9 protein-coding genes are annotated in these 13,945 nt (G+C 66.2%); 5 read left to right on the top strand and 4 right to left on the bottom strand.

Annotated elements, in window-relative coordinates; all coding sequences use genetic code 11:
• Positions 1–96 precede the first annotated feature (96 nt).
• From AAIO73_RS02210 to AAIO73_RS02200, 3 genes are read right to left on the bottom strand one after another with little or no spacing between them, the layout of a single operon-like run.
• Complete coding sequence (locus AAIO73_RS02210) at positions 97–1,743, bottom strand: sensor histidine kinase (RefSeq protein ID WP_345875918.1); 1,647 nt, start codon at positions 1,741–1,743, stop codon at positions 97–99.
• Complete coding sequence (locus AAIO73_RS02205) at positions 1,716–2,426, bottom strand: response regulator transcription factor (RefSeq protein ID WP_345875917.1); 711 nt, start codon at positions 2,424–2,426, stop codon at positions 1,716–1,718. Before AAIO73_RS02205 ends, AAIO73_RS02210 begins: the two co-directional genes overlap by 28 nt.
• An 11-nt stretch (positions 2,427–2,437) precedes the next feature.
• Positions 2,438–4,015, bottom strand: coding sequence for a DUF4153 domain-containing protein (locus AAIO73_RS02200; RefSeq protein WP_345875915.1), 1,578 nt, complete (start codon positions 4,013–4,015; stop codon positions 2,438–2,440).
• Positions 4,016–4,161: 146 nt separating this feature from the next.
• Between AAIO73_RS02200 and AAIO73_RS02195 the strand changes: the two genes are divergently transcribed.
• Positions 4,162–4,722 carry a YkgJ family cysteine cluster protein gene (locus tag AAIO73_RS02195; RefSeq protein ID WP_345875914.1) on the top strand — a complete coding sequence of 187 codons (561 nt, stop codon included), beginning with the start codon at positions 4,162–4,164 and terminating at the stop codon, positions 4,720–4,722.
• 18 nt (positions 4,723–4,740) lie between these two features.
• Here the strand turns inward: AAIO73_RS02195 and AAIO73_RS02190 are convergent, their stop codons facing one another.
• Positions 4,741–5,526: an NIPSNAP family protein gene (locus AAIO73_RS02190; protein ID WP_345875912.1), complete on the bottom strand. Its 786-nt coding sequence runs from the start codon at positions 5,524–5,526 to the stop codon at positions 4,741–4,743.
• A 356-nt stretch (positions 5,527–5,882) separates the two neighbouring features.
• Between AAIO73_RS02190 and AAIO73_RS02185 the strand changes: the two genes are divergently transcribed.
• The 4 genes from AAIO73_RS02185 to AAIO73_RS02170 are packed head-to-tail and all read left to right on the top strand — an operon-like array spanning position 5,883 to position 13,412.
• Positions 5,883–6,935 carry a hypothetical protein gene (locus AAIO73_RS02185; protein ID WP_345875910.1) on the top strand — a complete coding sequence of 351 codons (1,053 nt, stop codon included), beginning with the start codon at positions 5,883–5,885 and terminating at the stop codon, positions 6,933–6,935.
• A gap of 12 nt (positions 6,936–6,947) precedes the next feature.
• Positions 6,948–7,604 carry a DUF1326 domain-containing protein gene (locus AAIO73_RS02180; RefSeq protein WP_345875908.1) on the top strand — a complete coding sequence of 219 codons (657 nt, stop codon included), beginning with the start codon at positions 6,948–6,950 and terminating at the stop codon, positions 7,602–7,604.
• A gap of 2 nt (positions 7,605–7,606) precedes the next feature.
• Complete coding sequence (locus tag AAIO73_RS02175) at positions 7,607–8,428, top strand: DUF2182 domain-containing protein (protein WP_345875906.1); 822 nt, start codon at positions 7,607–7,609, stop codon at positions 8,426–8,428.
• A gap of 19 nt (positions 8,429–8,447) precedes the next feature.
• On the top strand, positions 8,448–13,412 hold the full coding sequence (locus AAIO73_RS02170; RefSeq protein WP_345875904.1) for a hypothetical protein: 4,965 nt from the start codon (positions 8,448–8,450) through the stop codon (positions 13,410–13,412).
• The last annotated feature ends 533 nt before the right edge of the window (positions 13,413–13,945 follow it).

The raw sequence follows: 13,945 nt of genomic DNA, 5'->3' as shown, positions 1-13,945 counted from the left end.
CATCTTCCCGCTTTGCGCAGGGAATGCAGGCGTTACGTTCGCGCCGTCCGACAAGGTGGATATCCTTGTCGGACGGCGCATGCCGATTCAGCTATGTCATGATCTGAAAGGTTGATGGGTAGGGTTAGGTCCAGTTCCGTCTCCCGCCCTGCTTATCGGCAGGATCAGAAGGAAACGGGCGCCCTGTACCGCCTCGCCCAAGGTCAACGTCCCGCCATATGCCTCGACCAGCGACCGCGCGATCGGTAGGCCCAACCCGGTGCCGCCCACCTCGCGCTTGGTCGTGAAGAATGCCTCGAAGATGCGATCGCGGTCGGCGGGCGCAATGCCACTCCCGTTATCGACCAGTTCGAAGACCACATCGCCGTCGTCGACGCTCGCGGAGACGGTCACGGTCGAGGCCCCCGCTTGCCGCGCATTGTCGACCAGCGTCATCAGCACCGCCTCCAGCGTTCGCGCATCGATCGCCAGTCGCGGCAGCGGTTCGGGGAATGCAGTACGCATTGAAAAGCCATCGGCCCCCAAGCCATCGGCGACGATTGCCAACACCGGCGGCAACGCCGTGTCCGACGTCGATCCTGGCCGGTGAAGATCGGCCTTGGCCAGTTCCATCATTCGCCGGACCAACCGCGACAGCCGTTCGGCATCGGCCGCCATGTTGCCCAGGAACCGTCGGCGATCGGTGGGGCGCATCTCCGCCTCATGATCCTGCAACAGCTCGATCGCGCCGCTGATTCCGGCCAGCGGCGTCTTGAATTCGTGACTGACCGAGGACGCGAAGTCGCGCAGGTAACGCGACCGTTTGTCGATGCTGTCGGCCATTACCGCGAAGTCGCGAAACAGGTCGCGAATCTCGACGACCTGAAGCGAGGGCAGGTCGGTCGCCGCCGGACGCCCCGATGCCAGCGCACGCGTCGCGCGGCTCAACCGTTCGATCGGTCGGACGATCGCCCGCGACAGGATCGCCGTCAGCATAATCAGCGCGCCGAGGATTAGCACGATGCCGAGCATGATTTTGCCGCGATCCTCGTACATTCCCTTGAACAGCGGACGCGGCGAACGCGATACCAGCAACACGCCGCGCACCCGCCCGTCGACCATGATCGGCCGGGCATGATACAGCTGCAGGTTCGACGCACGGCTGAGCCATTCAAAGGGATAGCGCGAGACATAACTGCCATTTTCGCGCAGCACCGTCGCCGTCCGCCCGACCAGCGCCGACCGGATCTCGGGCAGCGCGCGCAGCGAACGTCCCGCCTCGCCGCCGCCCAGCAGCGTTCCGTTGCCGTCAAGCATCAGGATCGACGACAGCGTCGTCCGCTGCGTCTCTGCGATTGCGGGAAGCAGCCGCCGCGCGGTCGCGAGTGCATCGGGCTGCGGCCCGATCCGGGTCGCGCGCGCGGCGGGGCGGGGCGGCAGGATCGGTGAGGCGCGCAGGTCGACCTCACTTTGCAGATCATAGCGATCGGGCGGAGCGATGATGCGATGCGGCGCAAGGCGCCCGCCCGGCCAAAGCACTGCAGCGCTCGCCGCGAGCGCAACACTTTGCGCGACCAGTTCGCCTTCGGTGCGGCGGACCAGCGCATTTTCGTACACGCGCAGGAACAGAGCGCCGAACCCGGGCAGCGCGGCGACCAGCAACAGCGTGCTGAACAGGATCGTGCGCAACCGCAGCACCGGCCAGTGCCGCGCGATCGCCGCCTTCACCCGCGCGATCATGTCGCGGCGACCGGCTCCCGGCATCCGCCCAGCCGGTAGCCGACCCCGGCGCGGGTCTCGATCAGGTCGGCACAGCCTGCCTCGGCGAATTTGCGGCGCATGTTACGGACATGGCTGTCGATCGTGCGGTCGGTGATCGCAAAGCCCGGACCGTGCAGCCGGTCGATGATCTGGTCGCGCGAAAAGATGCGCGACGGCATCGATGCCAGCGTGCGCAGGATGGTGAATTCGGTCACGGTCAGCGCGATCTCCTCGCCCATCCAGTGCGCCGCCCAGCCTTCGCCGTCGATGCTGAGGCCACCATAGCGAAAGCTCGCGACGCTCTCAGCGCGTGGCGGGTGGGCGGCGGTGCGGCGGAGGATCGCCATCGTGCGCGCCACGACCTCGCGGGGGGAAAAGGGTTTTACGACATAGTCGTCGCCGCCCAGTTCGATGCCCAGCACACGGTCGATTTCGTCGTCACGCGACGACAGGAACAGGATCGGTAGGTCGCCTGCTGCGCGCAAACGGCGACAAACCTCCAGCCCGTCCATACGCGGCATGTTGATGTCGAGGACGATGAGGTCCGGCGGTTCGCGCTTCACGCTGGCCAGCGCCTCCTCGCCATCGCCCGCCTCGCGGGTGTTCAGCCCCGCCTTGCCGAAGGCGAAGACCAGCAGCTGGCGGATGTGGGGATCGTCGTCGACGATCAGGATCGAACGCGGCATGGGGCACAGGATCATGGCCGCGCCGCCACTGTCAACGGCGAGCTCTCCGGAGCGGGCGGGGCAGGGGGCGGTTTGAGGCGTCCGTCGCACATGCGGTCGCCAGCGGGCATTGGTAGTCTGGCCGGAAGATCGGGAAACTCCGCCCGCGCCGCCGCCAGCCGTCGCTCGCCGTGCCACGTCCATCCGCCATCGTGCATGCGCCGATCGAGCGTGAACAGCACAGCGTTACGGACGTAGCGGACCCGGTCGCGCAGTGCCGGCGCGATATCGGGCCGCTGCTCAAGTTCGATCAACGCAGGCAGCGACGAGTCGCCGAGCATGCGGAGATAACAGAGGTCGAGCGCCGCACCGCGGCCGCCGACATCGGCGGCATGACGTGCATTCCACGACGCGACGAACGCGGCGCTGTCGGTCAGCGCGAAGCTGCTGACCACCAGTCCGGCGGCGGCAAGGTTGGCATTGATGAGCCAACTCGCGCTTCGCCCGCCGCGCAATCGCCAAAGGATGAACACCAGCCCGCATCCGACCAGCGCCATCCATGCAAGCGCCGCCAGTCGCAACCCGGTCAGCGAATAGGCTTCGACGTAATCGATCGTCCGGAGCATTGACGACGCGACGAGGATCAGGTTCTGCCCGATCCACAGCCCGACCAGCCGGCGGATCGCGGGTATCGCGGCAGTATGCGATCCCGGTCGCAGCGTCACCAGCACGAATAGCGCGGCAAGCAACGCGGTCGCGATCAGCGGATAGGCGCCGCGATGCGCATAATCGGCGAGCGTGATCCCCGCCGGCATCGGCACGCTGCCGCTCAGATAAGCGATATCCAACCCGTTCTGGACCGCGAACAGCAGGTTGAACGCGATCAGCGACCGCCGCACCGACGCGACCGTCACGCCGGGCAGTGGCAACTCGCCGCTACCGTCGAACGTGCCCATGATCGGCTGGATCGGCCGTGGGTGGAGCAGGCTCCATGCCGCAACCAGTAGGACGATCCAGATCATGATGCGCACGGCATCAAGTTCCCAGAGGCCCGGTCCGGCCAGCCGGTCGACCCATTGCGCCAACACCGGATTGGCGGCGACGAACAGCAGCAGGATGACCCCGCTGCCGATGATGGGCAGGGCGACACCGCGCAGCCCGTCCGACAGGTTGAACCGCCACTGCGATCGCGCGCGCCGGACCCTGCGCCAGCGGACGAGGTCAAGGACCGGCGCGACGACCGAACGCAACGCATGCGCAAGCAGGCGCTGGAACCAGCGCCAGCCATCGTCGAACGTGCCCGTCGCAGGCAGCAGCACCGTCATGCCCGCCGCAACCCAGTAGAGCGTCCATGGTAACGGCCCGGGATCGCGCACCATCTGCAGGGCGAATGCGAACGCGGCGGCAGCCGCGACCCATGCCCGCCGGTCGCGCCAGATTGCCGGCCGACAGGCAATCGCGAGCAGCAACAGGGCCGCCAGCGCGAACCCGGTCTGCCCGCCATAGGCGCCGCGCTGGTAGAACAAGACGTCACCTGCCGCCACCGCGGTGATGGCGGCGGCGACGCTCCAGACGAAGCGTCGGCGTTTGCTGGCGAGGACGATATCCATGGCGGTCTCCGGTTGATCCGGGACGGAAATGCACCCCGCCGTTGCACGGCGTGCGGTCGCGGCGGTGCGGATACCGGCTTCAGTCGGTGCAGATTTCGTGAAGGGCGGCGGTTGCCTTTTCGCCTCCGTCTCGGCAACCGGGACCGATGCACGACGCCGCCGAACTGGAAACGAACATGCTCGGCCCGGTACTGGCCGATCGGTCGTGCGGCGATTGTACCGCCTGTTGTACGGTGTTGCAGGTTGCGTCGCCCGATTTCGCCAAGCCGGCGGGCGTGCCGTGCAGGCATCTGACCGCGGCGGGTTGCGGCATCCACGCGATCCGGCCGCATATCTGCCGCAGCTGGTTCTGCGTGTGGCGGCGCGAGGCGGACCTGCCCGAAGCCGCGCGCCCGGATCGCTCGGGATTGCTGGTTTCGATGAATTTCGTGCCCGAACCGCAAAATTGCTTCGAAGGGGTGTCGATCAACGTCCGCCTGCTGGCGGGCAGCGATGCGATCGCCAACGGCATGGCCGCGCGGGTCCTCGACGTGTTGTGCGAATATCTCATCCCCGTCTGGTTCAGCGACGGCGACGAAAAGATGCTGATGCACCCAAGCCCCGACGTCGCGCGGCTGGTCCTGTCGGGTACGCCGGCCCCGACAGCGTTGCACGACGAAGTCGCGGCGTGGCGCGAACAATATGGGATGTTCGCGCCACGCCGGTGACGGGGGTGACGGCGACCGTCAGATTTGCGAGTAGCGAGTGGGGCTCAGGATCTGGTTGTCGATGCCGCTGACGGTTTCCGTCAGCCCCGGCATCGCGATCAACCGCTGCCACGCCGGGTCCGCCCCGAACACCTTCCACGCACGGTCGCGCGCGGCAATATCTGCAAAGGTCAGCAGATAGGTCAGGCTGGGCAGCCGCGTGCCGGTCAGGTCCTGTGCGAAGAATACCGGGATCAGGCCGGTCCGGCGGAAAATCTCGATCTCGCCGCCGCCTTCGAACATGCCGATCTTGGTCGCGCCCGCTTGTTCGCTATGACTGTGATAGGTGCGCAGTTCGAAGATGCGGCCCTCCTTGCCGGCCGGCACCTCGACGCGCGGGAACTGGGCGAACGCACGCATCAGCTTTACGTCGAGCGCGACATAGGGCGGATCGGCGGGGGTCGCCGCGGCAAAGGCGGCGCCGGCCTGTCGGTATGTCGCATCGGCGGCGAGCTTGTCGGGCAGCGCCACCATGTCGGCGACCGACCGATGCGGGATCAGCAGTTGGACGCTGGGGTTCCCCGGACCGATCGCCACGCCGAACGCACCTACCGGGCCGGTGCCTGCACGGCGCGCGGCCGGGATGAAGGCCCGCTCGAGATAATCGTCGAGCCGTCGCCGCATCGGACCTTCCGTCAGATGGTAGGTGCGCAGTTCGTAGATTTCCGGCGCCGTCGTGGCACGCATCTGCGCACCGGCTTCACCGCTGGCCACCACCACCCCCGCGGTCGCCGCCCCCGCCAAAATCGCTCGTCGGTTCGTCATCAATGTCATCGTTTCCTCGCCTAAATACTTCAAATGCAAGGAAGTCGATGCAGCGACGCCCGTCAATCCATTTGATCGATCGCCCTGCAACGTCGATCACCCTGCCAACCGCCGGACCGTGCGGCTTTTCCGATACCGGACCCACGTTGTCAGCCAAACTCGTTTCCGCTGGACTATTTATCTGCAGAAGCGCAGTAAAACTACAACATCGATGACTCAAAAGTCTTCGATTCGGTTTGCAAAGGTAAGTTATACTCCATTTGAAGTAGTATATTTACTGCTTAGACTGTTCAGAATTGTGCGTCCGCAACTATCGCGGCGATGCGTCTGGTCGCATCGTCGGGGAGGGAGGCTCTATGACAACACGAAACCCCCACCGTCTGGCACAATCCGGGCCGATCGCTCCGGGAAGCGCGTTTCCCGAATGGTTCGAGGATGGAAACGGAATCCGGCTGGAACTGGTCACCCGGCCCGACCCGATGGCCCCCGCGATCGGCGAATTGCAGACGCCGGCAGCACCCGTCGCCTTCCCGCACAACTTCCCCGAGGAAGCGTTCTATTTCATGGCCGAGGCACGACTGGAGGTCGGTGGCCATGGCGAGGTCGGCCGCGCACGCGTCATCATGGCGTTGGAAGCGGCGTTCGGCGGCGATGGCGAGCAGGAGGCGGTCCCCGGTATCGCCAATCCTGCCGTCGTCTTCTCGCGCCTGCGCGTCCGGATCGACGATGTGGTCCCCGGCGCAACCTATGTCGTGCGCCATCCCTATGGCGAGACCAAGGAACTGGAGGCGGACGAGGGCGGCCGGGTATTCTATACCTGCGACCTCGGCATCTGCGAGCACGACCCGGCGCGGGTCCTGACCTCCGGGGAGATCGCGCCGTTCCTCATCTGGTCGGCCGCGCAGCCGCCGAACCATATCGGCGATGGCATTACCGAACATGCCGTCACCGGCGGCCCGTTCCGCAATCATGTCGAAATCGACGGTCCCGGCATCGAACAGGGCAGCGCCGACGCCGCCGGCCCCGATCGCGTCGCGAAGGCGCTGTTCACCGTACAGGGCCGCCGCGCCGGCACCGGCGACAGCTTGCCGCCGCCCCCGCCCGGCGGACCGGTCGCGTTCCAGATATTGGGGGCGGACTATCGTGCCTCGCGCGCGCAGTTCCGGGTGCGCGGACAGTTGTTACCGGTTTCAATTGCGGACGGTGCCGGCGGTTTCCAGTCGGATCGCGTCGACGTGACCTTCGCAGGGGAAGCGCTGGGCAGCGGCTTTCCCGACGCCACCGGCGCTTGGGAGGTCCGTAAGACGCTGATCGGTCCCGGCAAGTCGGTCCCGGGGCCGGCGTCGCGGCTGCAGATCACGACCGCGTCGGGCCGGACGGCCAATCCGCTGCTGCGCATCCGCAAATGAACGGGGGCCACCATGTCCTATAAGCTGACCGGCGATTTCGTCGAATGTTGCGACTGTTTCACCGTCTGCCCGTGCTGGGTCAACGACGTGCCCGACGAGGACCATTGCAGCGGTCTCTACCTCTGGTCCTTCGCCGCCGGCTCGCAGATCGACGACATTCCCGTCGGCGGAATGCACGTCGCGGCGGCGGCCTTTCACGCGGTCCGCAGCCGGGGGCAGGCGATCTTCTTCATCGACGCGCGCAAGAACGCGGCGGCGTTCGAAGCGCTGCGCACGGTGTTTTCGGGCTTGGACGCGCTGGGCAAGCTCCTCGGCGATATTCTCGACGTCCGGGAAGCGACGATCACCTCTACGTTCGATCAGAAGGACTTCGTTGTCGAGGTGACCGTCGAGAAGCGTCGGATCGCCAAGGCGGAAGGAGAGGACAAGAAGTTCGCGGAGGCAGCCGCACCGATGACGCTGCGCAACGCGGCGCTCACCGACGAACTGGGTATCGGCTCGGGCGAGGTGCGGGTTCAGACGATGGGCGACCTGACGGTGGACGTCGCAGCCCTGCCCGGAGGGCCACTCTATCTTCGCGGACGCTCGGGCATGCGCGGCAAATTCTGCTACGAGCTGGCGTCGTCCGACAGCAAGGACAAGCCGCAAGCCGTGCCGGCATCGGTCTGACGATGCTCGACACCGCCCGCGATCCGATCGGTTCGATCCGCCTCGCGCTGTCGGTGCTGGGCGCAGCAGTGCTCGCCTGGATCGGGGTCATCGCGCTGCACGCCGCACTAATGACCGCGCCGATCTCACCGACGCTGGCCGCGCTGCCGGTCGAACTGCGCGGGCTGGTGCGTTTTTGCGGCCACGCCCCCGATCTCGCCGGAACCGGCTTCCTCAACTGGATGCTCGGCTGGGTGCTGATGGTGATCGCGATGATGCTGCCGCCAGCCCTTCCGCTGCTGCGCGCAGGGTTGCGGTTGCTTGCAGGGCATGGCGATGCGCGCCAGGCGCTGCTGCTGATGCTCGGCGCCTTCGTCGCGATCTGGATCGCCGCGGGTGCAGTGCTGTTCGCCGGAGGGACGCTGCTGCGCACCGGGCTGCGGTTGCTCCCGATCGGGATGCAGCGCGCCGACCTTGCCAGTGGGCTGGCAGCGATCGCGGCGGGTCTGTTCCAATTCTCGTCGCTCAAGATGGCGTGCATGGACGCATGTCGCAGCCCGACCGCCCTCATGATGCTGCGCTGGCGGGATGCGCGTCCGCTCCGTTCGTCGCTCGATGTCGGTGCCCGCTACGGCGTCATCTGCGTGGGCTGTTGCTGGGCGACGATGCTGCTGGCGGTGCTGGTCGGGGCGCTGATGCTGCCGATCATGGTGGCGGCGGCGCTGTTCATGACGCTGGAGCGGTTGCTGCCGTCGACCCGGCGGCTGATCCCGATCCAGGCCGGCTTCGCCATCGCGATCGGCATGCTGCTGCTGACGGGGGCCGTTCCACCCGCCTTTTCCTGATGCTTTGAGGAGACCGATCATGGCGCGCACCTTCCGCATCGCCGCAATCTCCGTTCCGGTCGTCTATACGCCAGAAGGTGACCATGATCCCAACGGCATGGTCTTCATGCCGCAGGCGCTGGTGCCGCTGCTCAAATGGTGCCGCGACCTGTGGTATGACGGCAAGCCGGGCGCGGAAGAGGGGCCGGAGACGCTGCCGCGCCTGCATCACCGCCGCCAGCGGGCACGGCTGGTCATCGACCTGCTCGAACGCCTGAACCTTATGGTCGATCGGTTGCAAGTCGGTACGCCGGCGGATCAGGCGCTGCTCGCCCGGACCATCGCGCGCGAGCTTCTCGGGGAGGTTGATGCCGGCCACCATTATCTGAGCGATCCGCATCACGAACCCGACGACCAGCGCCGCTATCACGCCACCGATCGCGACCGCGCGGTCCGGATGAATTTCGAACGGACGCTGGCGGAACTCACCATCGCGCTCACCGACCTGCAACGTACCGGCGGGCTACCGCAATGGGACGCGATCGACGAGCGCTACGATCCCGTCGAACGGCGCGGCGTGCAAAGCGCGCTCGCCGATGCGGAGGAGCGGACCGTCCCCCGGCCGGTGCGCCTCGCCAGCCTGACCGCTCGACAACGCGAAGACCTTCGCGAACACTGGTTGGTGCAGGAAAAGATCATCGACGATGCGATCGATGCGTGGTTTGTCCGGAACGATACCTCGGCCGGCAGTCAGACGTTGCAGGACGCCGCCGCGAAGGGCGAGGTCGACCCGGTCTGGATTCCCCGGTTGATCTTCAACGACTATCTTTCCTCCGGACCGGGCAGGTCGGGTTCGTCGGCGGGCGCTGCTACACCGCCGCCAAATAAACCCTATGACCGCTTTAACCCGCTAAAACCGTTGCCAATGTTGCGTCCGCTCGTGTTGCGCGGCTGCGTCGACGAAAACATCGTCATCGAGCTTCACAACGAGCTGAGCTACCGCACCATCGACCTGTTCATACAGGGTCACGCCACCGGCCCAGCGATCGCCGGCCCGGGTCAGTCGGTTTCGATCGGGCTGAAGCTCGGCGCAGAAGGCGTATGGCCGATCAACGACATAGCCGATGTCCGCGGAAACGAAAACGGCACCAACGTCCATGGCCTGTTCGGCGCGCTGATCGCGGAACCGGCTGGCAGTCGTTGGCTCGATCCCGAATGGGACAAGGACATTACCGAGTGCGCATGGGCGCCGCTGCTCGACGTCGTGCTGAAGCCGGACGTGCCGAGCGACAACGTGCGCGACCACCCGTACATTGATTTCGGAACTGACCGAAAACACGGCGTGAGGCGCTGCTTCCGCGAGTTCTGCGTCTTCATTCACGACGAACCCGAAATCCATTCGGGCCTGCACACGGTCGGCGACCATTCGCTGATGCCGCTGTCCTACCGCGCTGTGCCTATGCACAATCGCCTGCCGCACCGGATGCGCGAACTGGTCCACCAGACGCCAGCCAAGCCAGACGAACACGGGCCGAAAATCGATCTCAGGGCATTCGGCTGGGAACTGTCCGAGGAACTGGACGAGGTGTTCCTGACCGCCCGCACGAAGGACGGCAAGTGGCTGGAAAAGATCGCGGGAGAGGAGCAGCATCATAGCAGCTGGCTGTTCGGCGACCCGGTTACCCATGTGCAGCGCGCCTATGCCGGCGACCCCTGCCGCGTCCGGCTGATCCATGCCGGCGTCAAGGAAACGCACGTCTATCACCTGCATGTGCATGAATGGCACGCCGTCGCTACCGACACCGCAACCCCATCGGTGCCTGTCGCCGACGCCTATGCGCCGGGCACGGGTGCGCCAACCGGCAAGGGTTCGCAACTGCTCGATTCGATCACGATCAGCCCGCAGACGGCGATGACGATCGACCCCCTGTTCGGCTCGGGCAGCCGCCAGCATGCGATCGGCGATATCGTCTGGCACTGCCACCTCTACCCGCATTTCCATCACGGCATGTGGGGCCTGTGGCGCAGCTACGACCGGTTCGTAGACGGCAACCGTGCCTATCCCGACGGCAGCTATTGCCCGCCGCTAGTCCCTTTGCCGGACCGCGATGCCCCGCCTGCCTCGACCGACGAACAACCCGGCTTCCCATGGTTCGTCGGCGGCACCTACCCGGCCAAGTCGCCGCCGCCGCCGGCTGCGATACCCAAACATCGCAACGGTCGCCGGGACTTGCTGGAGATGCCCGACGCCACCATTCTCGAGCGGGCTGCGATGGCCCCGAACTGTCGCGGTGGCGGTTCGCCCGGTGCGCTGTTCGTCGATCTGGACGCCCGCGCGCGCGAATGGAACGCGGCTGCCGGTCTGCCGCCACCGCGCAAGATTAGCTACGATATCGAGGTCCGCCACGACCCGATCGCCTACAACGTCGATGGCTGGTACGACCCGCGCGGGCATCATTACCGCCTGATAAAGGCGACGATCGAGGAGAAGGACAAGAACGGCAACACGGTCGTGCAAACGGAAACCTTCCCGCACGATCCCCAGGCCAATCCCGAACCCATATTCCCCCGCGCCAACCATGGCGATATCGTCGAATGGCGACAGCACAACGTCCTGCCCGCCTTCAACGCGGATCAATATGATTTCGCGCAACTGCCGGTCGAATGCGGCTTGCACGTCCACCTCGTGAAGTTCGACGTGCTGGCGGCGGACGGTTCCGCGACCGGCTGGAACTATCTGTCGGGCGCCAGCGCACCGCAGGCGGTCGGCGCCAATGGTCCGGACGAGATGCGCAACGTCGGCCTTCATCGCTGGGTGATGGACGAGGAATTCGGCCCCTGTTTCTTCCACGATCATCTGCTCGCCAATTTCCGGCAGCGGCGGGGGCTGTTCTCGGCGCTGATGGTGCAGCCGCACGGGTCAAAGTGGTGGCGTCACGACGACCGCAAAAAGATGGCATGGAGTGAGGCGCAGGCGGTCATCGAGCCGCCCGAAAAGAGCAACCTGCCGCCCTATCGCGAGGCCTGTCTGGCCGTCGCTGACTATGTCCCGTTGCTCAACCGCCATGGGAAGGCGCTGAACCCGCCGCCGATCCTGTCGGGAATGAGCGATCCGGGCGTCATGGGCGTCAATTATCGCTGCGCGCCGCTACGCTTTCGCGGCAACGACCCATCGGCGTGGTTCAGCTCCGCGGTGCGCGACAAGCAGAACTTCGCCGGCGCCGAGGGCGATCCCGACACCCCGATCATCCTCACCTATCCGGGCGAGCGGCTGCGTATCCGGTTGCTGCAGGGATCGCACGAGGAACAGCACAGCTTCACCGCGCATGGCCTGCGCTGGCGGCGCGACTGGGGCAATGGGAAGGCGCCGCTGGTCAACCAGCAGACGCTCGGCATTTCCGAGGCGTTCACCCTCGACATCAATCCGGCCGACGCGTCGCCCTATGGAATGGGGGATCATCTCTGGCATTTCGGCACGCTCGACGACCTCTGGCTCGGCAATTGGGGTCTTGTCCGCGTCCTGCCGCCGACCCCGACCAATCAAAAGGCCTTCGCGCCGCTGCACGTGCCCGAGGGCCGCGCGCCGATTGCGCAGGCGACGGCGCCGCTCGTTCCCGACCGCAATACCGAGCGCGTCTACGTCGTGGCGGCGCAGCGCCACGAGCATCGCTATGTCGGCGACGTCCTGACCGATCCATGGGGACTGATCTACCGCGCGATCCCGTGCAGCCGCACCGAGGTGGAGCAGGCGATCGAAGAGGAACTGAAGATCGAGCAGGACAGGGGAAGCAAGGCGGCTGTCCCTTCCGGTGACAGCGCCGCTCCCGCTCCCGCTCCAAAGGGTTTCGAGGCGTTGCTGGCGAAGCAGCCTGCGCCGACGACGACGGAGCCGCTGGTCCTGCGCGCGCTGGCCGGCGAATGGGTCCGCGTCATTCTGGTCAACGACATTCTCGAAGCGGACGACGACGATCGCAATCGTCGGCGGCGCGGTCAGCAGCCCTTCGGCTCCGAACCGTCGCCCGCGCGGGTGCCGGTCGAGCATCGCGACCGCTTCGGCCATCCCGACCGGCGGACGGTCAGCCCGCGTGCCTCGCTGCACGCCGCGCTCCTCCGGTACGACGTGACGGCCGATGACGGCAGCTATGTCGGGCGCAATCCCGATACCACCGTCGCGGCGCGGCGGCAGCGCGACGATGCGCACGGCATGCACGGGGGCAATCTCCAGCCGCCCGACGCCGACACCCTTGCGGTCGGCGGCGTCGTGACCCGTGCGGATCACACCGGGCGACGCAATTGGCGGGAATATTGGTGGTGGGCCGACGACAAGCTCGCGCCGGAGACGGCCACCGATCACGACCTCGGGCAAGTCTGCTATCTCCACGATATGGCCGACATTCGTCACCACCGCCATCACGGACTGATCGGCGCCCTTGTCGTGCTGCCCCCCGATCTACGTCCTTATGCACCGGGCTCGCAAAGTTCGGCGCCGGACGGCTGGACCAGCTTCGCGGCGGACCTCAAGAAGGGTGACAAGCTCTTCGCGCGCGAGACCTTCTGGTTCATGCAGGACGGATTGCGGTTCTTCGTCAACGGCAGCCACCATGCGCCGATGCCTGACGTCGAACCTGGGCTGGACCCCGTCGATTGCGGACAGAAAGCGATCAACTACCAGGCCTATCCGGTCCATTCGGGCAGGATTGCGCAATCGGGTCCGTTGGTGCCGCGCCCGATCCTCGAAGCCGATGCGGGCGACCGGGTCGTGCTGCGCGTCCTCGGCGCGAACGACAAACCGCGCCAGCATGGCATCGTCGTCCACGGCGCCAGGCTTGAACAGGCACCATGGGTGGTAAACAGTCCGCAAGTCGGCGCCCTGTCCGGCATCGCCCCCTGCCGCGCGGAGGATCTCATCTTCACCTTGGGACCCCCCGGCGACCACCCCGTCCGGCCCGGCAGTTTTCTGTGGGCGACCCAGCAGGGCATGTGGGCGCGCATCCGGTCGCGTTAACGCACGCTGCCCGATTGACGGTTATCCGCGCCCTTCATTTACTTTTCCCTCTCCCGGCGGGAGAGGGAGGGAGCGGCGCAGCCGCGGAAAAGTTAAGGCGATCCCAGCCGGTCGAGTTCGGCTTCAGACATTGTGGGAGGTCTTGGTTCCTAGATTGCCGCTCGAAATACATTCTTCTCATCATATGCTATGCCTGATAACTGCTGAACCGGACGGACCGGGCGCCACAGCGGCCGGCCCGATCGACAAGAGTCGACGAGCGGTCGGCCATCGTCACTGGGGAGGTTGCCGTGCCAGGTCATCGGACTCGTTCCGCGCGCGTCAGCCCCGCAGCACCGGCGCTTGCGCCACCCGTCCATCGCTCCATCGCCGGACACGATAAGGTAACCCGGACCGCGTCCGATATCGATCCGCCCCGGATGGCTGTGCGCGGAGTGCAGCGGCTTATGCCAGCGCCCTGGAACGGCCGGCGCCGTTCGCATCCTGGGCAAGAGTAAGCGTGCCGCCTTCTGTCCCGAACGTAACACAGCTTT

Source organism: Sphingomonas epibiotica (assembly GCF_039615155.1).
Taxonomy (GTDB): Bacteria; Pseudomonadota; Alphaproteobacteria; order Sphingomonadales; family Sphingomonadaceae; genus Sphingomonas.
This window is presented reverse-complemented; position numbering and strand designations above follow the sequence as displayed.